Origin of the sequence: Neorhizobium huautlense (assembly GCF_002968575.1) — a bacterium.
Lineage (GTDB): Bacteria > Pseudomonadota > Alphaproteobacteria > Rhizobiales > Rhizobiaceae > Neorhizobium > Neorhizobium huautlense.
The window spans coordinates 103,451-123,891 of sequence record NZ_PVBM01000015.1 but is presented as its reverse complement, the minus strand read 5'-3'; the positions used below and the strand labels follow the sequence as shown (position 1 = coordinate 123,891).

General features: G+C 60.9%; 17 protein-coding genes and 1 riboswitch. Of the genes, 9 read left to right on the top strand and 8 right to left on the bottom strand.

All coding sequences use genetic code 11. From position 1 onward, the window contains the following. Positions 1-3 precede the first annotated feature (3 nt). Positions 4-981: an L-threonylcarbamoyladenylate synthase gene (locus C5L12_RS17270; RefSeq protein WP_105373288.1), complete on the bottom strand. Its 978-nt coding sequence runs from the start codon at positions 979-981 to the stop codon at positions 4-6. Between the two features lie 34 nt (positions 982-1,015). After that, the gene (locus C5L12_RS17265; RefSeq protein WP_425350804.1) at positions 1,016-1,630 is read right to left on the bottom strand and encodes a DUF6656 family protein; all 615 of its coding nucleotides are present in this window, start codon (positions 1,628-1,630) and stop codon (positions 1,016-1,018) included. A 150-nt stretch (positions 1,631-1,780) separates the two neighbouring features. Further along, positions 1,781-1,995, top strand: a riboswitch (cobalamin riboswitch). 96 nt (positions 1,996-2,091) lie between these two features. Here C5L12_RS17265 and C5L12_RS17260 point away from each other — a divergent pair. The 3 genes from C5L12_RS17260 (at position 2,092) to C5L12_RS17250 (ending at position 4,568) form a co-directional block, all read left to right on the top strand. Continuing rightward, positions 2,092-3,336, top strand: a complete 1,245-nt coding sequence (locus C5L12_RS17260; protein ID WP_105373287.1) for an aromatic ring-hydroxylating oxygenase subunit alpha — start codon at positions 2,092-2,094, stop codon at positions 3,334-3,336. A 117-nt stretch (positions 3,337-3,453) separates the two neighbouring features. Then, positions 3,454-3,876, top strand: coding sequence for a BA14K family protein (locus tag C5L12_RS17255; protein WP_105373310.1), 423 nt, complete (start codon positions 3,454-3,456; stop codon positions 3,874-3,876). A gap of 197 nt (positions 3,877-4,073) precedes the next feature. Next, positions 4,074-4,568, top strand: a complete 495-nt coding sequence (locus C5L12_RS17250; RefSeq protein WP_105373286.1) for a BA14K family protein — start codon at positions 4,074-4,076, stop codon at positions 4,566-4,568. Between the two features lie 23 nt (positions 4,569-4,591). On the opposite strand, the gene C5L12_RS17245 is transcribed toward C5L12_RS17250, so the two are convergent. Next, entirely contained in the window at positions 4,592-5,584 is a 993-nt protein-coding gene (locus tag C5L12_RS17245; RefSeq protein ID WP_105373309.1) for a transporter, read from the bottom strand. A gap of 209 nt (positions 5,585-5,793) precedes the next feature. Here C5L12_RS17245 and C5L12_RS17240 point away from each other — a divergent pair, with 209 nt between their 5' ends. From C5L12_RS17240 to mcpU, 4 genes are all read left to right on the top strand, one after another. Continuing rightward, entirely contained in the window at positions 5,794-7,575 is a 1,782-nt protein-coding gene (locus C5L12_RS17240; protein WP_105373285.1) for an acyl-CoA dehydrogenase, read from the top strand. 12 nt (positions 7,576-7,587) lie between these two features. Continuing rightward, positions 7,588-8,346, top strand: a complete 759-nt coding sequence (locus C5L12_RS17235; protein WP_105373284.1) for a crotonase/enoyl-CoA hydratase family protein — start codon at positions 7,588-7,590, stop codon at positions 8,344-8,346. An 80-nt stretch (positions 8,347-8,426) separates the two neighbouring features. Further along, positions 8,427-8,726, top strand: a complete 300-nt coding sequence (locus C5L12_RS28175) for a hypothetical protein (protein WP_132408760.1) — start codon at positions 8,427-8,429, stop codon at positions 8,724-8,726. Positions 8,727-8,808: 82 nt separating this feature from the next. Beyond that, complete coding sequence (mcpU, locus tag C5L12_RS17225; protein ID WP_105373282.1) at positions 8,809-10,899, top strand: methyl-accepting chemotaxis protein McpU; 2,091 nt, start codon at positions 8,809-8,811, stop codon at positions 10,897-10,899. Positions 10,900-10,943: 44 nt separating this feature from the next. Here the strand turns inward: mcpU and C5L12_RS17220 are convergent, their stop codons facing one another. Continuing rightward, positions 10,944-12,188, bottom strand: a complete 1,245-nt coding sequence (locus C5L12_RS17220; RefSeq protein WP_105373281.1) for a class I SAM-dependent RNA methyltransferase — start codon at positions 12,186-12,188, stop codon at positions 10,944-10,946. Then, positions 12,185-12,940 carry a TlyA family RNA methyltransferase gene (locus C5L12_RS17215; RefSeq protein WP_105373280.1) on the bottom strand — a complete coding sequence of 252 codons (756 nt, stop codon included), beginning with the start codon at positions 12,938-12,940 and terminating at the stop codon, positions 12,185-12,187. The genes C5L12_RS17220 and C5L12_RS17215 overlap by 4 nt, the downstream gene beginning before the upstream one ends. A 153-nt stretch (positions 12,941-13,093) precedes the next feature. Here C5L12_RS17215 and C5L12_RS17210 point away from each other — a divergent pair, with 153 nt between their 5' ends. Continuing rightward, positions 13,094-15,034 carry a methyl-accepting chemotaxis protein gene (locus C5L12_RS17210; protein ID WP_105373279.1) on the top strand — a complete coding sequence of 647 codons (1,941 nt, stop codon included), beginning with the start codon at positions 13,094-13,096 and terminating at the stop codon, positions 15,032-15,034. Between the two features lie 107 nt (positions 15,035-15,141). Continuing rightward, positions 15,142-16,137: a DUF4424 domain-containing protein gene (locus tag C5L12_RS17205; protein WP_105373278.1), complete on the top strand. Its 996-nt coding sequence runs from the start codon at positions 15,142-15,144 to the stop codon at positions 16,135-16,137. Between the two features lie 9 nt (positions 16,138-16,146). On the opposite strand, the gene dxs is transcribed toward C5L12_RS17205, so the two are convergent. The 3 genes from dxs to C5L12_RS17190 form a co-directional block, all read right to left on the bottom strand. After that, positions 16,147-18,066, bottom strand: a complete 1,920-nt coding sequence (gene dxs / locus C5L12_RS17200) for a 1-deoxy-D-xylulose-5-phosphate synthase (protein ID WP_105373277.1) — start codon at positions 18,064-18,066, stop codon at positions 16,147-16,149. A gap of 101 nt (positions 18,067-18,167) precedes the next feature. Then, positions 18,168-19,091: a pirin family protein gene (locus tag C5L12_RS17195; protein ID WP_105373276.1), complete on the bottom strand. Its 924-nt coding sequence runs from the start codon at positions 19,089-19,091 to the stop codon at positions 18,168-18,170. Positions 19,092-19,192: 101 nt separating this feature from the next. After that, complete coding sequence (locus C5L12_RS17190) at positions 19,193-20,308, bottom strand: GNAT family protein (RefSeq protein WP_105373275.1); 1,116 nt, start codon at positions 20,306-20,308, stop codon at positions 19,193-19,195. Positions 20,309-20,441: the final 133 nt, after the last annotated feature.

Genomic DNA, 20,441 nt, shown 5'->3' with positions numbered 1-20,441 from the left:
CTTCTAGTCCCGCGGTGCCGCTGCGCGGGCCAGCCGGTCGTTGATCGCTTCGCCAAGCCCGTGATCGGGTATCGGGGTGACAGCAATGCGTATCGCACCGGTTGCGTCGGCGCGCTTCAGATAGTCGAACAGATTTGCCGCCGCCTGCGCAAGATCGCCGGAGGGGCTAAGATCAAAGACTTCCTTTGCAAGCTCGATGCCTTTTATCGGGGCGGAACCCAGCCGGATCAAGGCTTCTCCGCTTTCCACATGCTCGGCATTCAGCCGCACTGCGGCTCCCGGAGCGTAGTGGGAGGCGAGCATGCCAGGCGCCTCGATGATCGCTGACGGGCCGTCCGCCCGCGTCACGGCAAGGCCGGTTGCCTTCTCGATCTCTTCGGCTGCAACCCCGCCGGGCCTCAAGAGGCGGATCATGCCGTCCTCGACCCGCACGATGGTCGATTCCACCCCGACGGGAGCTGCCCCGCCATCGATGATCAGCTGCAACTTGCCGCCCAGATCTTCGGCCACGTGCTTCGCACTGGTCGGGCTGACCTTCCCGGATGTATTGGCGCTGGGGGCTGCAAGCGGTTTTCCAAAGGCGCTGATGAGGTCGGCGGCAAAGCCTTTAGGAAGGCGGATGCCCACTGTGTCGAGCCCCGCCGTCGCCAGTGAATGAATGCCGCTCTGCGGCTTCAGTGGCAGGATCAAGGTCAGCGGCCCCGGCCAGAATGCAGCTGCGAGCTTTCGCGAGATGGGATCGAAAACGGCGTAGCGCTCCGCCATGGCGACATCGGCCATATGGCAGATAAGCGGGTTGAAGCGAGGCCGGCCCTTGGTTTCATAGATGCGCGCGATGGCGGCGGGATTGGTGGCATCCGCTGCGAGCCCATAGACCGTCTCGGTCGGGATCGCTACGGGAAAGCCGTCCGCCAGCACCGCGCAGGCGCGCGCTATGGCGTTCTCGTGGTCCGCGGTGATGTCGATGATCTCTGCCGTCATGTCCGCTCGTCAATAGCGCGGACAGCGACCCGCTTCAAAGCTTTTTGATGATCTCGCGAAGCGCATCGTTCGACGCGCCGAGCAGAAGCACGTTCTTGATGGCCTCCATCGGGTCGCTGGTCTGGAAAAGCAGCCCATTCTTGCGGATCGTTCGGCTGACCTGAAATGGTTGGCCTGGCTCACCTTCGATCGCGACGGCGAAATACATGCGCGAATAGGAGGTGTGGATGCGCTCGAAGAATCTCTCCTCTTCCCCGATTTCGGAAAAGAAGTTCGCGATATAGAAAGACCAGCTGACAGGCACGCGGCGTGCCAGAAGGGTCCGCGCGGCCGTCACGTGGCAATAACCGAGATGCGGGCTTCCTTCGAGCGTTCGATGGAAAACGATCTTTGGAAACTGAATGGAACGGTGAAAGGCGTTGATGCGCTCGTGGCTTTTTTCGCCGGCGGCTTCAAGCCGCTTGCCGGTTCGCTCGGCGACTTCCTCATGGCTGATATAGCGGCGTTCCTGCGGCAGCCAGATGGGTTTGTGGCGGACGATCCGTCCGGTTCTCAGAAATTCAGAATGAGCAGCGGATTTCGTTGCCGCCGGCACGGGAGGGCTTGGCGGGGGAGCTTCGAAATAGCGGATTTTTTCTTTGGCCTGCACTGGCTCCGCTCCGGTTGATGCCGGTATTTTAGAATTTAGCCGTTAATGACAGGTTTCCCTTATGCGAGGCTGGAAGGGCTTTTGGCGTCGTCGTCAATGCGGTTGTCGATGTCGCAATGTCGCCTATGCGACAGCCGGGGCGGATGCTTATATCCGCATCAAGCTCAAGGTGCCGCCCGGCTAGGGAGGGCGGAGAATTGGGAAGCCGGTCGAAGCCCGGCGCTGCCCCCGCAACGGTGGTGGAGTTTAAAGGTTTGGCTAGAGCCACTGGGAAAGAGCCGCAAGGGCCGCCCGGGAAGGCGCCGGACCAGCCCCGAAAGGGGCAACTCCTGAGCCCGGAAACCAGCCTTGGGGAAGAAACGTTACCGATCGCGGCGGGCGTTCGGGGCAGGAACCTGGCAGGCCTGAGCCGGCCGGTTTTTCCATGTCCTTCCGCATGCCCGCAAGACAAGGAAGGCAAGATGGACATTCGCAACCAGGCGCTGCGACAGCTCAAGAACCGCCGCGAAGGCTTCAGTCTCGAACAGGCGTTTTATACCGATCCCAACTATTACAAGCTCGATCTCGAGATGATCTGGTATCGCGACTGGCTGTTTGTCGGCCATGATTGCGAGCTGCCGAAGAACGGCAGCTATTTCACCCTTCAGATCGGCGATTATCCGGTTGTCGTGGTGCGCGGCCGCGATGGCCAGATTCGCGCCCTTCACAATACCTGCCGCCATCGCGGCAGCCGCGTCTGTACCAAGGAAAGCGGTTCGGCGGTACGCCTGGTCTGTCCCTATCATCAATGGACTTACGAACTCGACGGCTCGCTGTTGATCGGGCGCCATATGGGCAAGGAATTCGACAAAAGCCAGTTCGGAATGAAGAAGGTGCATTGCGAAAGCGTCGCCGGCTACATCTTTATCTGCCTGGCTCAGGAAGCGCCGGATTTCGCACCGGTCCGCGCCGCGATCGAGCCCTATATGGCTCCGCACCGCTTGTCGGAAGCTAAGGTTGCGCATCAGTCGACGATTATCGAGAAGGGCAATTGGAAGCTCGTCTGGGAAAATAACCGGGAATGTTATCATTGTGCCGGAAATCATCCGGAGCTCTGCCGCACCTTTCCGGAGGCGCCGACGGTCACCGGCGTTGCCGGCGCGATCGATGATCCCGTCATCATTGAGCACTGGCAGCGGTGCGAGGCGGCCAATCTGCCGAGCGAGTTCCGGATCTCACCCGACGGGCAGTTTCGCGTTGCCCGCATGCCGCTGATCGAGGGAGCGGAGAGCTACACCATGTCCGGCAGGAATGCCGTGCAGCGGAGGCTTTCCGACGACGTGAAAATCGACGGCATCGGCACCATGCTGCTCTTCCATTATCCGACCACCTGGAATCATATGCTGGGCGACCACGCGATTTCCTTCCGCGTCACGCCGCTCGGGCCGGAGGAGACCGCCGTTACCACCAAATGGCTGGTCCACAAGGACGCGGTCGAGGGCGTCGATTACAATCTCGAAGATCTGACGCATGTCTGGAACATGACCAACGACCAGGACCGCCAGATCGTCGAGGAAAACGCCTTTGGCATTCGCTCTCCGGCCTACGAGCCGGGACCGTATTCGGCCGAGCACGAGGGCGGCGTCATGCAGTTCGTCGAATGGTATTCGAACTTCATGGTCAATCGCTTGCAGGGGGATCAGGCAAAATTCTCGATCGTCGCCTAGCTCATGGAGCGGCCGATCTCCTCTTCGTGATCGGCTGTGTCACATCATGGCCGGGGATTCTAGGAACAAAATCCTCGATCTGGCGTTGCTTTGCTCAACAACGACAAAGGAAACACCATGATGAAGTACCGTCTTCGCCTGACTGCAATGGCCGTTGCCCTTGCTTCCACGTTGACCAGCTTTGCCCCTGCCCAGGCACTCCAGATGCCTTCGGCACCCGCCTTTTCGGCGCATTCCGCCGTCACGGATGTCCAGTATCGCGACCGCCGCGATTGGCGCCGTGATCGTTACGGCTGGTACAGGGGACATCGCGGCTATCGTGAACGCCGGCCCGGATATCGTTACTACAACGGCTTCTGGTTCCCGCTTGCCGCCTTTGGCGCGGGCGCGATCATCGGTGGTGCTATAACGGCCGATCGGGGCGGTTATAGCAGCCGTCATTATGCCTGGTGCGAAAGCCGTTATCGCACCTACCGTGCATCGGACAACACTTACGTTGCCAGTGCCGGTGTGCGTCGGATCTGCCGCTCACCTTACTGACCCGGTAGCATCAAGTTATCGGTCGCGACCTGGTCTCGGGCATGACGCCCGAGAGCAGGTTTTTCATGCCTGAAACGTTAATCGCCTATTCAGGATCAATTTCCTAAAGGAGTGTAGAACATCCGGTCTGTCCGATATGGAAATCATCGGCTGCGGCAAAGAATTCGATGCATCGATTGAGGAATGGGGGCTCCAATATGACGTTCAAGAAGATGGCGCTTGCGGGAATCTCCGCCGTGGTACTCATAGTGTCGCTGACGCCGGCCCATGCCATGCCCCTTCCGGCCCGGCCGACGGTGGCAAATTCTGCCGTCACCGAGGTCCAATACTGGGAGCGCGATCGGTGGGAACGTCGCGAGTGGCGCCGTGATGCCTATCGCGACGGCTATTACAACGGCCACCGTGGCTACCGGGAACGCCGACACGGCCATCGTTATTATAACGGTTACTGGTTCCCCTTGGCCGCTTTTGGCGCAGGCGCCATCATCGGCGGGGCGATTGCCGCTCAGCCCCGTTATGTAGAACCCGCGCCGCGATATGTCGAACCTGCTCCGACCTATGTCGAGCGCGGCGACATCAATCCTCGCCACTACGAATGGTGCGCCGACCGCTACCGGTCCTATGACAGCTATTCCAACACGTTCCAGCCGAACTACGGCCCCCGCCGGACCTGCTTGTCGCCCTACTACTGATAGGCAGCTTTTTCTGCGGGCGATCAGAGAATGCCTGCCCGTCTCAACAGCCACCAGGCGGCGAAAACTGAGACGCCCATCAAGCTGAATGCGTAGACCGTACCGTCGCTTCCTTCTGCAAAAGGAAGCGACGAGGTGTTCATTCCGAAGAAGCCGGTGACCAGCGATGGCGGCAACAGGAATGCCGTCATCAGTGACAGGATGTAGAGGTGCCTGTTCGTTTCCGACGACAGCTTCGAGTCGATTTCCTCATGCAGCAGCCGCGCACGCTCCTGCAGTGCATAAACGTCGTGATCCACGGCCTCGAGCCGCGAGATGAGCCGTGAGGCCGCATCGTCGAAACCCGGCGGCATCTCGTCGTCATCGACAGCCGCTGCTCGTCGCATCAGCGTCAGCACGGTCCTCAGATGGCGATGCAGCCTAACGACCGTCCGCCGCACCGGTGCCAGTCTGCGGCGCTCGTCGCGTGGCGCATTGTCGTAGACGAAGTCCTCGATCAGGTTCAGCTCTTCCGTCAGCTCCATCACCAGGCTGATCATCGTCCGTTGGAACTCGGCGAGGAGCGTCTCGAACACGTCAATAGGCTTCTGGTAACGCGACGCGTTCTTCTCGATCGCCGCCCGCACCCGGTCCACCGATCGCAGCGGTTGGAGACGCGTGGTGATGATCACTTTGCCGGACGCGAAGAAATGCAGCCAGCCGATGTCGCGCGTCTCGCTGTCGAACTCGCGCTGGAAATCGACGAGGGTTCCGTAGACGACCTGTTCGTCGAGAGTGACGGCCGCATGCGTGTCATGGGTCGTGAGTGCGGCGACCGCGGGCGGCGGGAGGTCGGGAAAACTTTCCAGGAAGGCAGCGACCCGCGAGTCGGCGAGGTTCAGGTGGAGCCAAAGGAAACCGTCGGTTACTTCAAGATCGCTGCGGCCCGCATCAAGCGGCAGTCGGGTGCATGGCGCACCAGGCCGGAAATGGTAAGCCCAGACGAGACCGGGTACGACGGGCGCTATAAGAGACATCGGCGTGGCATCCGGAAGCATGAAAATCACTCCATAGGTTCCTTTTGTAACGCCAGTTCAACAAAACTTTCTGAAGCGCCTTCGCACAAGCAGGAACCTAGCAGCAATTGACAATCACATTTACGTTTACGTAAAAAGCAAACAGACATGCGGCCGTGTTGGAATCGGGTAGCATCAGGCAGGCGGAGCTGCCGTGGGAGGAGAGCATCATGTATAAGGCACCGGTCGAAGAGATCGCTTTCACATTGAATCACGTAGCAGGCCTGGCGGAGGCGGTGGAGATGGGCAGATTTGGCGATCTCAGCGCCGATCTCGTCGAAGCCATCCTCGAAGAAGCAGGCCGTTTTGCTGGCAACGAAATGGCGCCGCTGGGAGAGATCGGCGACAGGCAGGGCGCGCGGTTGACCGACGGGAAAATTAAAACGCCGGACGGGTGGCCGGAACTCTACCGCCACTGGCGGGAAGGGGGCTGGAACGGGCTGACGGCGCCGGAAGCCTTCGGCGGTCAGAACCTGCCGCATATGCTGAACGTGGCGGCGCTCGAAATGTGGAATTCCGCTTCCATGGCTTTCGCGCTTGCCCCGACGCTGACCATGGGCGCGATCGAGGCGCTCGTCACGCACGGCAGCGACGCGTTGAAGGAAAAATATCTCGCAAAGATGGTGTCCGGCGAATGGACCGGCTCGATGAACCTGACCGAACCGCATGCGGGCTCGGACCTCGGCGTCCTGAAAACGCGCGCCGAGCGTCGCGACGACGGCACCTACCGCATTTTCGGCCAGAAGATCTTCATCACCTGGGGTGAGCATGATGTGGCCGACAACATCATTCATCTGGTCCTGGCGCGGCTTCCCGACGCACCGGCGGGCACGCGCGGCATCTCGCTTTTCCTCGTCCCGAAATTCCTGGTGAACGAGGACGGTTCACTTGGATCCCGAAACGACGTCTTCTGCCACTCGATCGAACACAAGCTCGGCATCCACGGCTCGCCGACCTGCACGATGATCTACGGTGATGGCAAGTTCGGTGACGAGAAGGGAGCCATCGGCTGGATCGTCGGCGAGGAGAACAAGGGGCTCGCCTGCATGTTCACGATGATGAACAATGCCCGCCTAGCGGTCGGCATGCAGGGTGTTGCCATCGCCGAAGCCGCAACCCAGAAGGCGCTCTCCTATGCCCATGAGCGTACCCAGGGCAAGGCTCCCGGCTGGTCCGGTTCCGGCATGAGCCCGATCATTGAACATCCCGACATCGCCCGGACCCTGATCACCATGAAGGCGCTGACGCAAGGCGCGCGCGCCATCTGCTATGCCTGCGCCCATGCGACCGATATGTCGCACCACACCGATGGTGATGAGGCCCGCCATTGGGCCGAGCGGGCAGCACTTCTGACGCCGATTGCCAAGTCCTTTGCGACCGACATCGGGGTCGAAGTCGCTTCGCTCGGCATCCAGGTACATGGCGGCATGGGCTTCATTGAGGAAACCGGAGCTGCCCGCTACCTGCGCGATTCTCGTATCGCTCCGATCTACGAAGGCACCAACGGCATCCAGGCGATCGATCTGGTGACACGCAAGCTGCCGCTCTCTTCGGGTCAACAGGTGCAAGGCTTCATCGGCGAATTGAAGCAGATCGCCGAGAGGATTTCGGCTTCGAACGACACGGCTTTCGGTGAGACCGGCGACCGGCTGCGTGCCGCGATTGCGGCTCTTGAAACCACGACCCATTGGCTGCTGGAGACGCAGGCTGCCGGAAATGCGGCTGACGCTCTGGCTGGCGCGACCCCCTATCAGCGCCTTTTCGGCCTGACTTTGACCAGCTGCTATCTCGCCAAGGGCGCGCTTGCCAATACCGGGGACGGCGGAGCTGAAAAGCGCGTCGCGCTATGCCGCTTCATGGCGGAGAACCTCCTCGCCGAAACATCGGCCTTGAAGGACCGCGTCGTTTCCGGCGCTGCAAGTCTCCAAGCTGCCCGCGCAATCCTCGCCTGAAGGAGCTTTTCCGTGAGCGACAACCATATCCTCGTCGAGCGTCCGGAAGCCCAGCCGGGCGTGATGGTCATCCGGTTTAACCGGCCGGAAAAGAAGAACGCCATTACTTCGGCCATGTATAACCGCATGACCGCAGCGCTGAACGAGGCAAACGAGGACGAAGCGGTGAGAGCCGTTGCATTCCTCGGCACGGAGGGGTGCTTTTCTGCCGGCAATGACATGGGCGACTTCCTCGCCTATGCCATGTCCGGTTCGAAGGAACCACCTGCCGCCGCCGTCTTCATCAAGGCGCTGGCGGTTGCGGAAAAGCCGTTGGTGTCAGGCGTTGATGGGTTGGCGATCGGCATCGGTACCACGCTCAACCTCCACTGCGACATGACGATCGCCTCCTCCCGCAGCCTGTTCAAGACGCCTTTCGTCGATCTGGCATTGGTGCCGGAAGCAGCTTCGAGCCTGCTCGCTCCGAAAGTGATCGGACATCAGCGCGCTTTCGCCATGCTGGTGGCAGGAGAGGGCTTTTCTGCCCGGGCAGCGCTCGACGCCGGACTGATCTGGAAGATTGTCGAGCACGATGCAGTGGAAACGGAGACGCTGTCACTCGCCGCAAGCCTTGCAAAAAAACCGCCGCAGGCTTTGAAGATCGCCCGCGATCTGGTGCGCGGGCCGCGGGAGGCTATTCTTGCGCGCATGGACGAGGAACTGGTGCATTTCTCAGCACAGTTGAAGAGTGCCGAGGCGCGCGCCGCCTTCGAAGCCTTCATGCGGCGTTAACGCTGACAATCAAGAGAGCGGGCGTCCCGACTTCTTTTGGGGCACGGCCGGGAATAGATTGTGTCGCAAGGAGAGAACTCATGCGCACTATCTTGCTTGGTCTGATGATCCTGTCGGCTGCCTGTTCAACGACCTCTGCCGGGACGTCGCCGCTTGCAGGCTCTCAGACGCCATGGAGCTTCGCCCAGTATCAGGGTGACACCCATACCCGGACTGATGACCGGCCTCAACGACCTCAGCGCTACGTCTGCGTGGTCCCGCCGCCACAGAGCGATGATCGCGACCGGCCGTATGTTTGCCGCGCCGACGCTGGACGGGTGGGTGGACGCTGCCGCTGCCCGAATGTTGTCGGCAATGGGCGTCTTGATCTCGACTATTGAGCAAGTGTCGGTTTTCTAAATTCAATTAAATCTTAATAAGCCATCCCTAACTCTTGCTGTAGTACAAGAATCGGGGACGTGCATGCGTAAGAGAACGAATCTGATGACCCGCATCCTCATTGCGGCATCGGTTGTTGTAATGGTCGCGTTGGCAGCTTTTTCGGCGCATATCTATTGGGTTCAGCAAACTGCGACGACAAGGGCCGTCCATGACAACATGAGCTCTTCGGGCCGGCAGGCGGCGGAAAGTCTTGCAAACTGGATGAATGGCCGCATCGTGCTGACAAGCATGGTGGCCGATGCCATTGCGGCAAATTCCGCAGACGTTCTTAAGGTCCTCGACAATCAGGTGCTGACGAAGCAGTTCGTGAGTACCTATTTCGGCGACGAAGCGGGCGTATTCACCATGTGGCCGAAACTGCCGATGCCGGAGGGTTACGATCCGCGCAAGCGCCCGTGGTACAAGGACGCGGTCTCAGCAAACGGACCGGTGTTGACCGAGCCTTATGTGGACGCCTCGAGCGGCGATCTGATCGTGAGCGCTGCAGTGCCGGTCAACGCGGGTGGAAAACTGGCAGGTGTCGTCGGAAGCGATTTTGCGCTCGACGCCATCGTCAATCTCATCAAGTCCGTCGATGTCGGGGTTGAGGCCACAGCCTTCCTGGTCAACAAGAACGGCACCATCCTTATTCATCCCGACAGCAAGCTGATTGGAAAGACGCTTGCCGACATGTTCCCGCAGGATACGCCGAAGCTTGGGGCCGATCTCGTCGATACCCGCCTTGCGGGCAAGGACGTGCTGGTGAGCTTTGTCCCCGTCGCCGGCCTGCCGAGCGTCGAATGGTCCCTCGGCTTTGCGGTCGACAGCGACGCTGCCTATGCGTCGTTGCGCGATTTCAGAAACAGCGCGATTGTCGCGACCGTTCTGGCGGTCGCCTTGATGATGGCCGCGATGGCTTGGGTCCTGAACCGGTTCGTCGTTCGCCCCGTGACCGACATGACGAGAGCCATGGAAAAGCTTGCCGCCGGGCAGCTCTCGATTGCCGTTCCCGGCGAAGAGCGTCGTGACCAAATCGGCGCCATGGCGGCCGCCGTCGCAGTCTTCAAGGCTAACGCGATGGAACGCGAGCGGCTGGAAGGCGAGGCCGAAACCGGCCGCCGTCTGACCGAAAGCGAACGGCGTGAACGGGAAGCGCAGAAGGCCCGCGAGGAAGCCGAGATATGTGCTGTCGTCGAAGGCCTGGCCGAGGCGTTGAAGGCGCTTTCTGCGGGCGATCTTGCCTATCGGATCGAAAAGCCGTTCCCGCAGCATCTCGATCGCCTCAGGGACGATTACAATACCTCTGTTGCCCAGTTGCGCTCGGCTCTTCAGACGGTCGGAGCAAATGCCCGTACGATCGATGCAGGTGCGGCGGAAATTCGCCATGCGGCCGATGGGCTTGCTCACCGCACGGAGCAGCAAGCGGCCTCCGTCGAGGAGACCGCCGCCGCGCTGGAGGAAATCACCACCACCGTCCGTGATACCGCTCATCGAGCCGAAGAGGTCGGTGCGCTGGTGACGCGAGCCCGCGACGGCGCCGAGCAATCCGGCAATATCGTTGCCAAGGCAGTCTCTGCGATGAACGAGATAGAGGAATCGTCCGGCAAGATTTCCAATATCATCGGAGTGATCGACGATATCGCCTTCCAGACGAACCTTCTGGCGTTGAACGCCGGCGTCGAAGCTGCCCGCGCGGGAGAGGCCGGCAAGGGTTTTGCCGTTGTCGCCCAGGAAGTGCGCGAACTTGCACAGCGCTCGGCTCAGGCCGCCAAGGAAATCGAGGCACTGATCAGCGCATCCAATATGCAGGTCCGTTCCGGCGTGACACTGGTCGCCGATACCGGCACTGCGTTGAAGAGCATCATGACCCAGGTTCAGGAGATCAGCCGGCATGTCGGCGCGATCGTCACGGCGACGCGCGAACAATCCACCGGCCTCAACGAGATCAATCATGCGGTCAATGCCATGGACCAGGGTACGCAGCAGAATGCCGCAATGGTCGAAGAACAGACGGCGGCAAGCCATGGCCTGGCGGCGGAAGCGGCAAAGCTGATGGAATTGCTCTCGCAATTCAATCTTGGCGGCAGCGAAGGGGCCACAGAAAGGTCACATGGCAGCCGCCACGCGGCGTGATTGCCGATTTTGAGATTGGTGCCCGCCCGGTGAGGCGGGCATTTTCATTTCCGAAGTAGCGCCACCGTTTCGACATGCGGAGACCAGAGGAACTGATCGATCGGAGTCACTGAGGTGATGCGGTAGCCCCCATCGACGAGGATCCGAAGATCGCGGGCAAGCGTGCCCGGATTGCAGCTGACGGCGGCTATGCTCTTGATGCCGGAGCGGGCAAGTTCCTTGACCTGCGCCTCGGCTCCGGCGCGCGGCGGATCGAAGACCACCGCGTCGTAGTTCTTCAATTCCAGGAGCGTCATCGGCCGGCGGAAGAGATCGCGTTTTTCCACGCTTACCGGCTTCAGGCCTTGTGTGTTTCGAGCGGCATGATCGAGGGCCTTCAGCGATTTTTCCTCGCCTTCAACCGCATGCACCTTGGCCATGCGGGCAAGCCTCAGGGCAAAGGTTCCGGAGCCCGCGAAGAGATCGAGCACGCGTTTGGCCTTTGCCAGATGAGAAAGCACCAGATCGGCCATGGCGTCTTCGGCGGGTTTGGTCGCTTGGGTAAAGGCTCCCGGCGGCGGCGAGACCTTGACGCCGCCGAAGTCGATCAGCGGTTTTTGTGGCTCGATGAGGACCTCGCCATTGACCGAGACACGAGCGATCCCCTTGAGGCCCAGGACGGTTTCAGTCGCGGCGCGACGCTGCTTGTCGGAAAGCGGCTTCAGGTCATGGGCGGCGAGATCGAGTCCGGAAAGCGTTTCCAGCACCGTAATGTGGAAGGTATCGGAGCCGACCGCCAACGCTTGTCCGACCGCCCGGATAGCTTCGAGCCGCGCCGTGATGCCGGGTGAGGCGATCGGACATTCCTCGATCGAGACGATATGGTTGGTCTCGGCACGGTTGAAGCCGAGCAGAAAATCCTTTTCTGTCTTGCGGGCCGAAAAGACCGTCCGCCGCCGCTCGCCGGGCTGCGCGACGACAAGCTCGCCCACCTCCGGCGCAAGACCCTTGGATTTCAGCGCCTCGACCACCAATTCACGTTTGAAATCGCGATAAGGGGTCTCGGCCAGATGCTGAAGCGAACAGCCGCCGCAGGCGTCCCGGTCAGGGTCGAAATGGCGACAGAGCGGCGTGATGCGGTCCGGCGAAACCTGCGCGATCGACATCAGTGAACCATGGTTGCCGTTGCGGGCGATTGCCACCGTCTCGCCTGGCAGCGTATGCGGCACGTAGACCGGGCCTTGATCGCTTTCCGCAATGCCATGGCCCTGCGCACCGAGCCGCGTGATCTTGACTGTTTCTGTGCTCATTCCGGTTTCTTTCCTGCGAGCAGGAATTCCTGATTGCCATCGCCGCCCGCTATTGGGGAAGGGATCAGGCCAAGGCTCGTCCAGCCCATATCTTCCGTCAGCCAGCGTTCCAGTTCGGCCGCAACCTGGGGCGCCGTCTCAGGCTCCCGCAGCAGACCTCCCTTGCCGATCGCCTCACGGCCGGCTTCGAATTGCGGCTTGACAAGAAGCACGCATATGGCCCCTGGCGTTGCGAGGTTCAACGCCGGCGGCAAGGCAAGCTTCAGCGAAATGAAAGACACGTCCGAGACAACGAAATCGATCGCACGGCCGCCGATATCGTCCGCGGTGAGATTGCGGGCGTTCAATCCCTCTATATTCGTCACGCGCTGATCGTCGGCAATCTTCTCGTGCATCTGCCCGTGACCGACGTCGAGCGCGGTGACATGGAACGCGCCACGTTCGAGCAGCACCTGCGTGAAGCCGCCGGTGGAGGCGCCCACGTCGAGGCAATTCGTGCCGCGTGGGTCAAGCGAGAAATGATCGAGCGCCGCGACGAGCTTGAGGGCCGCCCGGGACACGTAACCCTTTGCGGGGTCATCGACAGCAATCCTCACATCCGGTGAGAGCAGCTGGCCCGGTTTGGTCACCACCTGGCCGTTCACCGTAACCGTGCCGCGTGCAATTGCGTCGCGCGCCCGGGAGCGGCTGTCGAACAGTCGAAGGGACACCAGGAGTTGGTCGAGGCGTTGGTTTTCTGCGGTTTTGGACATGATATTATGTCAATGCCCGCCCCGCATGTTGCTGGCAAGGCCATCGCCTATGAAAACTTGGGAGACGGTTCAACGTAATTTTAATCGACTTGCGGTTTTCTGCGGATGGAGGAGACGCCCAGGCTGTGTCATCCGGAAAAAGCGAAAGTCGTCATGTCACTAAAAAATCTCTCCCTCAATAAAAAACTGATCATTACCTTCGTGGCTCTGATGTCGGTCTGCCTGCTCGCTTCGGCGGGCGTCTATTGGCAGTCCTTGAGGTCTAACCGCGCCTCCGTGCAGCAGATCACTGCGCAGGAAATCATGATGAACGTCGATGCGGCGCTCGAAGCGATGCTGGAGCAGGCCGTCAATCAGCGTGGTTTCCTGCTCTTCAAGAGCGACAGCACTTACAAGGATGTGTTCGTCAACCGCGACAAGATGATTGCCGCCATCGACGCTGCCAAGAAGGCAGCCGCAGGCATGCCGGACCTCATCGCTTCGCTGGACGCCATGCGCGTAGCCGCCGACGTCTTCCACACCCAGCTGACCGAACCCCAGCTTGCCGCACGCAAGAACACCGACTTGCCGATCGATCAGGTGATCGAAATCGGCCGCAACCAGGCCAAGGGCCAGCTCGACGGCTTCCGCGACGCCGCGGCTAGAATCAAGAAGCAGGCGATGGACCTGACGACGGGTACGCGCATCGAGCAGGCCGACGCGTTTGGTGACTTGCTGATGGCGCTCCTCCTGGGTGGCGGCCTCGCCGGCGCGATCGCAGCGGGCCTGGTCTGGGCTTTGTCGCGGGCGATCGTCACCCCGATCATCGGCATGACGGAGGCCATGACCTCTCTCGCCGGCGGCAACCATAACATTGATGTTCCCGCTCTCGATCGCGGTGACGAGGTGGGCCTGATGGCCAAGGCCGTTGCGGTCTTCAAGGATGCCGCGATCGAAAAGCAGCGGCTTGCCCATGACGCCGACGCGCTGCGTGAGACCAATGAGCGCGAACGTCTCTCCAACGATGCGCAGAAAGCCAAGGAAGCCGCCGAGATTGAATTCGCCATGGACTCGCTCGCTTCGGGCCTCGCAAGCCTTGCCAATGGCGATGTCGCCTATCGGCTTGAAAAGCCGTTCTCCGGCCGTCTGGACCGGCTACGGACCGATTTCAACCAGGCGCTCGAGAAGCTCCAGGCAGCCCTCCGCGCAGTTGGCGATAACGCATCCGCAATCAGCGCGGGCGCCGTCGAAATCCGTGCCGCTGCCGACGACCTCGGCCGCCGTACCGAACAGCAGGCGGCTTCTGTCGAGGAGACCGCGGCCGCACTCGAAGAGGTGACGACGACCGTCAGGGAATCGGCCCGTCGCGCCGAAGATGTCGGCCAGCGTGTGCAGCGCGCCCGGATCGGTGCCGAGAAATCGGGCGAAGTGGTTCGTCGCGCCGTCTCCGCCATGGAGCAGATCTCAAAGTCCTCCGGCGAGATCATCAATATCATCAGCGTCATCGACGACATCGCGTTCCAGACGAACCTGCTTGCCCTGAACGCCGGCGTCGAAGCCGCCCGTGCGGGGGATGCGGGCAAGGGCTTTGCCGTCGTCGCGCAGGAAGTTCGCGAACTCGCCCAACGTTCGGCCAACGCGGCAAAGGAGATCAAGTCGCTCATCACGACCTCCAGCCAGCAGGTCGATGCCGGGGTGGCTCTGGTCGGGGAAACCGGTCAGGCGCTGGAAGCGATCGTCGGCGAGGTGCAGCAGATCAACGAGCATCTGAGTGCGATCGTCATTTCCACCCGCGAGCAGTCCACCGGGTTGCAGGAGATCAACACCTCCGTCAACACCATGGATCAGGGCACGCAGCAGAACGCGGCCATGGTGGAAGAGCAGACTGCCGCGAGCCACAAGCTCGCCCATGAAGCCGAGGCATTGGATGCGCTCCTGAAGCAGTTCAATCTCGGAGGACCTTCCACTGGCCGCATCGCACGACCGATGGCCGCTCCTGCCGAAGCCCGCCCCGCAGCATCGCCCGTCAATGCATTGCGCTCGACGGTCGCCCGTGCCTTCTCCGGCAAGACGGCAACCGCAGCCGCGGTGAGGGAAGACTGGTCGGAATTCTGATCCCCGAACAATAAAATGCCAAGGCAGGCCGGAATGCTTTTTGGCCTGCCTTTTCTGTTTAAAGGTTCCGGTCTATCGTCCGGCCCAACCAGGCTGGAGGGATGGAAATGCGGTGGACCTTTTTGTTGGGCGGGCTTTTATTGGCCTCCAATTCGGCCTTGGCCAATGATACGACCGCCGAACTGACGACCGGCGGTCTCATCTACTCCCAGACCTCCGAAGTGACCATGGAAGAGGAAAACCTCTACATTTCCCAGGACGAGGTTCTGGTGGACTATGTCTTCAGGAATAGCGGCAAGAGCGATTTTGAAAGCATCATCGCTTTTCCCATGCCGGATGTCGTCGGCGGTTCGCAAAGCGACATTGCTTACGGTGATCCGGAAAGCGACAACTTCCTTGGGTTTTCGGTCATTCAGGACGGCAGACAGATCACGCCGCAGCTGCAGCAGCGGGTGATCGCGATGGGCATCGATCGCACGGAGGAATTGCTGGCTCAGCAAGTTCCGCTTCTGCCCTATAGTGAAAAGACTGGCGAGGCGCTCAAGAACCTGCCCGAGGACGTCAAGAAGCGTTGGATCTCCGAGGGCTTGGTCTATGTCGATCGCTACGATGCCGGAAAGGGCTGGCAGGAGGATCTGCGGCCGGTCTGGACGTTGCGTTCCGTCTATTGGTGGAAAACCACGTTTCCCGCCGGGAAACCAGTACGCGTCAGCCACCGCTACAAGCCGAGCGTCGGCGGCACGGTTGCCATGAGCTTCATCGAGGATGGCAAGCCGGGTTTCAACTACGACACCTACGTGGATCGCTATTGTCTTGATACCGGCTTCATGAAGACCGCCGCCAAGCTGGAAGCGGCCGCAGGCAAATCCGGGCCGCACTATACCGAGCAATGGGTGTCATACATCCTCACCACCGGCGCCAACTGGAACGGACCGATCGGCAAATTCAAGCTGACCGTCGACAAAGGGCGTCCGCAAAACTACGTCAGCTTTTGCGGCAATGGCGTGAAGAAGGTCGGTCCCACGACCTTCGAGATGACGGCGACGGATTTCTATCCGGAAAAGGATTTGCACATCCTGTTTCTGACGACGGCCGACAACTGAGTAGATCCGTCACCCCGCGAAACCGACGCCGATCCGGGTTTGGCCGAGCGCGTTGAAGACGGTGGAGACGATGCCGGCGCGGTCGAGGCCGGCCTTGGCATACATGGCATCCGGGCTCGCCTGTTCCATCCAGATATCCGGCAGGACCATGGAGCGGATCTTCAACCCGTTGTCGAGCAATCCCTCGGAGGCGAGGAATTGCAGCACGTGACTGCCGAAGCCGCCGACGGCGCCTTCCTCGATGGTGATCAGCACCTCGTGATGGCGGACGAGCTGACGGATCATGTCGTGGTCGAGCGGCTTGGCGAAACGGGCATTCGCGACGGTTGTTGAAAGTCCGGCTGCGTCGAGATCTTCTGCCGCCAGCAAACAGTCCTTGAGCCTTGTGCCGAAGGAGAGGATCGCAACCTTTGCTCCCTGCTTCACGACGCGGCCCTTGCCGATTTCGAGGATCTCACCGCGCTCCGGCAGTTCGACACCGACGCCTTCGCCGCGCGGATAGCGAAACGAGATCGGGCCTTGGTCATAGGCTGCGGCAGTGCGCACCATGTGCTTCAACTCGGCTTCATCGGCGGCAGCCATCACCACCATGCCAGGCAGGGTGGCGAGGAAGGTCGTGTCGAACGATCCCGCATGGGTCGGCCCGTCGGCGCCGACGAAGCCGGCACGGTCGATCGGGAAGCGGACGGGAAGGCCCTGGATTGCCACGTCATGTACGACCTGGTCGTAGCCGCGCTGCAGGAAGGTCGAATAAAGGGCACAGAACGGCTTGTAGCCTTCCGCGGCCAGACCGGCCGCGAAGGTCACCGCATGCTGCTCGGCGATGCCGACATCGAAGGTACGCGAGGGAAAAGCGTCAGCAAATTTGTCGATGCCGGTGCCGTTCGGCATGGCGGCGGTGATTCCGACGATCTTCTCATCGAAACCTGCTTCCTGCACCAGTGCTGCGCCGAAGACGCTGGTATAGCTCGGCGCATTCGGCTTCGATTTTGCCTGCGCGCCGGTAATGACATCGAACTTGTTGACGCCGTGGTATTTGTCGGCTGCGGCTTCCGCCGGGGCATACCCCTTGCCCTTCTGCGTGCAGACATGGATCAGGACAGGGCCCCGGGCATTGTCGCGGACATTGCGCAGCACGGGAAGGAGGTGGTCGAAGGAATGGCCGTCGATCGGGCCGATATGATAAAAGCCCATCTCCTCGAACATGGTGCCGCCCGTTACATAACCGCGAGCATGCTCAACGGCGCGGGTTATCGCCCGGTCGATCCCGCGGCCGAGATAGGCGGTCAGTTTCTTGCCGAGGTCGCGGAAGCCCATATAGGTGCGGCCCGAGGCAAGCCGCGCCAGGTAGGCGCTCATCGCGCCCGTCGGCGGAGCGATCGACATGTCGTTGTCGTTGAGGATGACGATCAGCCGGGCATCGAGCGCGCCGGCGTTGTTGAGAGCTTCATAGGCCATGCCCGCAGACATCGCGCCATCGCCGATCACCGAAATCACGTTGCGCTTTGACTTCGAAAGATCGGCTGCCACCGCCATGCCGAGGCCGGCGGAAATCGAGGTGGAAGAGTGCGCGGCTCCAAACGGGTCGTATTCGCTCTCGGCCCGCCGCGTGAAGCCCGAAAGCCCGCCTTCCTGGCGGAGTGTCCGGATACGGTCGCGTCGGCCGGTGAGGATCTTGTGCGGATAACATTGGTGGCCGACATCAAAAATCAGCCGGTCGTCGGGCGTGTTGAACACCTTGTGGATGGCGATTGTCAGCTCCACGACGCCGAGACCCGCACCGAGGTGCCCCCCGGTCCGCGACACCGCATCGATCATCTCATCGCGCACTTCACGGGCAAGCTGCGGCAGGTCGCGGTCATCGATCTCGCGAAGATCAGCGGGAAGCATGACCTTGTCGAGCAACGGCGTGATAGGCGTTGATGTCACAGGGGCTGGCCTTTTCTGCTCTTGTCCGGAAGTCTGTCCTTCCACAAGATGAGAAGAAAACAGGCTTTTTCAAGTTGTCCAAACCCCGGTTCTAACCGATTTTAACCCATCGGCAAGGGGACAAACTCCTCCTCGTCGCCCGGCACGATATCAAAACGGCCCGTACGCCATTCCTCCTTTGCCTTTTCGATTCGCTCTTTCGAGGAGGAAACGAAGTTCCACCAGATATAGCGTTTGGAATTGAGAGCTGCACCGCCGAACAACATGAGGTGGCAGCCCTGAGGCCCGCCGTCGAGCGTGATCGGATCGCCGGGGCGGAAGACCAGAAGCTGATCGGCAGCGAACCGGTCGCCGGCGACGACAAGTTCGCCGGACAGGATGTAGATGGCTCTTTCCTCGTGCTGAGCGGCGAAGGGAAAGCGACGCCCGGCTTCCAGCCGCAGGTCGACATAGAGCGTATCTGTAAACATCGGGACCGGAGAACCAAGTCCTTCAAACGAACCGATCACCACCCGTCCCCTGGCGCCGTCCGCATCGATCACGGGCATGGCTTCTTTGCCGGTGTGAGCAAAGGCCGGGGCGATCTCCTCCTTGTCATCCGGCAGTGCCAGCCAGGTCTGCAGGCCGGACACCGAAAGCGGATGGCCGCGCAGGTTTTCCGGCGTGCGTTCCGAATGGACGATGCCGCGGCCGGCCGTCATCAGGTTGATGTCGCCGGGACGGATGACGAGTTCGGTGCCAAGGCTGTCGCGGTGCTTGATCTCGCCGTCGAAAAGGTAGGTGACGGTCGAAAGCCCGATATGCGGGTGCGGCTTGACATCCAGAGCCTCGTCGGCGCGCAGCAGTGCAGGCCCCATCCGGTCGAAGAAGATGAACGGCCCGACAAGTCGCCGCTGCCGGGTCGGCAGGGCGCGCCTGACGGCAAAGCCGCCAATATCGCTGGTCCGTGGAATGATCAGGTTCTCGATCGCATCGCAGGCGAAAGCATCACCGGCAACCGGGTCTGTTCCGGGAAAGAAGGACATGGGCTGATCTCCGTCTCGATTGATGGAGAAGCTAGCCCGAGATTGAGTATTCGAACAACCGAAACCGGAGAAACAGTGTGTTTCTCATCCGAGGGTCTGGTTTACCCGAAATGCCCGCCGATCAGGCGGCTCCATTGTTCGCCTGCCAATCCGTTCAGAAAACCGTTCCCGGACTGGATGGCCTGCCGGATGTGGGGGTCTCGGCAATGAAGCACGCTTGACGCGCTGTTGATGAAAGCGATCCGCTTGCCGAGCATCGCTTCCATCAGGAAAGGCTGCGTTCGCCCGCGCACCGCATTTGCGCCCTTGGTTGCTGCATGGGCGATTACCGCATCCACAACTGTCTCCTCCTGCGAAGGGGCGGCAAGCATCTGGACGATCCGGGCGGTGATCTGTGGGCGCCAATGGTAAAAGAAGCCTCCGATAGGCTCCTCCACGCGATTGAGAACGGCGCAAAACGCCGGGTGCCCGAACTCAGGTTTCTCCAACGTCTTCGAAATCACCCGCAAAACCTCCTCGTGAGACCAGCCGGGCCTCAGGAGAAAGCGTTCCGTCATCATTGCAAAAAGGTCTGCAAAAGCCTCCTGGTCGATTTCCCGGATGGAAATCCCGCCCTTTGTGGAAAGCGTGGCTGAGACACCAAGCCAACGCAGCCGGTCGGGCGACGTACGGCGCTGGAAGAGATTGTCCGTGCGCGACGCGATCTGCTTGAAAAGGCCGAGCCTCGGGTAACGGCGCTCGGCATTCTCCAGCGCGAAGGCGGCGGGCCGGATGACGCGGACCCAGTCGAGACTGTAGGACGGCAAGGCAATTCCGCCGAGATGTTTCCACATCCGCATCGAAACTTCGCTGGCGGTTTCACTGAAAGAGAAATCCTGCGGGCCGTTCAAGGCTGCTCTGAGCATCTTTGCTCCAGCGAGGGGATCGCCGGAGCGCTCGTCCACCATGATGGAGGTCAGGAGCGCGGCTCTGACAGGCCGATCTCCGAACCGCATGGGTAGAACATGCCGTCCTACAAACCCGGAAATCTCGCCGCCCTCGGCAACGTGGACGAGAGAGGGAAGGTCGGCTGCACAGGCTTCATCCTCGATGTAAAGTTCCTGGAGGTATCCGATCAACTCCGGTGAGGGGTCATGGCCAGACTGGCGGAATATGCGCTGGAACAGCGCAGCCACGACTGGAATATCGGTGCCCGTCAGCGGGCGTATATGACCCATCCTGTTTCTCACGCCTGCGCCGGCATCCGATCGGCCGCAGGCCCGTTATGGGCAGCCGGCACGTCCTCAGCATATTCATAAGGCCGGTGATAGCGACATCCGGTGAAAAGAGGTTCAAGCGGGAGGCTAAACC

What these genes read in the sequence shown, in the direction of transcription:
- C5L12_RS17205 (WP_105373278.1), top strand. Translation starts at nt 15,142, where the DNA reads ATGCGGTGGACCTTTTTGTTGGGCGGGCTTTTATTGGCCTCCAATTCG.
- C5L12_RS17250 (WP_105373286.1), top strand. Translation starts at nt 4,074, where the DNA reads ATGACGTTCAAGAAGATGGCGCTTGCGGGAATCTCCGCCGTGGTACTC.
- C5L12_RS17210 (WP_105373279.1), top strand. Translation starts at nt 13,094, where the DNA reads ATGTCACTAAAAAATCTCTCCCTCAATAAAAAACTGATCATTACCTTC.
- C5L12_RS17190 (WP_105373275.1), bottom strand. Translation starts at nt 20,308, where the DNA reads ATGGGTCATATACGCCCGCTGACGGGCACCGATATTCCAGTCGTGGCT.
- C5L12_RS28175 (WP_132408760.1), top strand. Translation starts at nt 8,427, where the DNA reads ATGCGCACTATCTTGCTTGGTCTGATGATCCTGTCGGCTGCCTGTTCA.
- C5L12_RS17195 (WP_105373276.1), bottom strand. Translation starts at nt 19,091, where the DNA reads ATGTCCTTCTTTCCCGGAACAGACCCGGTTGCCGGTGATGCTTTCGCC.
- C5L12_RS17220 (WP_105373281.1), bottom strand. Translation starts at nt 12,188, where the DNA reads ATGAGCACAGAAACAGTCAAGATCACGCGGCTCGGTGCGCAGGGCCAT.
- mcpU (WP_105373282.1), top strand. Translation starts at nt 8,809, where the DNA reads ATGCGTAAGAGAACGAATCTGATGACCCGCATCCTCATTGCGGCATCG.
- C5L12_RS17215 (WP_105373280.1), bottom strand. Translation starts at nt 12,940, where the DNA reads ATGTCCAAAACCGCAGAAAACCAACGCCTCGACCAACTCCTGGTGTCC.
- C5L12_RS17240 (WP_105373285.1), top strand. Translation starts at nt 5,794, where the DNA reads ATGTATAAGGCACCGGTCGAAGAGATCGCTTTCACATTGAATCACGTA.
- C5L12_RS17270 (WP_105373288.1), bottom strand. Translation starts at nt 981, where the DNA reads ATGACGGCAGAGATCATCGACATCACCGCGGACCACGAGAACGCCATA.
- C5L12_RS17260 (WP_105373287.1), top strand. Translation starts at nt 2,092, where the DNA reads ATGGACATTCGCAACCAGGCGCTGCGACAGCTCAAGAACCGCCGCGAA.
- C5L12_RS17255 (WP_105373310.1), top strand. Translation starts at nt 3,454, where the DNA reads ATGATGAAGTACCGTCTTCGCCTGACTGCAATGGCCGTTGCCCTTGCT.
- C5L12_RS17245 (WP_105373309.1), bottom strand. Translation starts at nt 5,584, where the DNA reads ATGTCTCTTATAGCGCCCGTCGTACCCGGTCTCGTCTGGGCTTACCAT.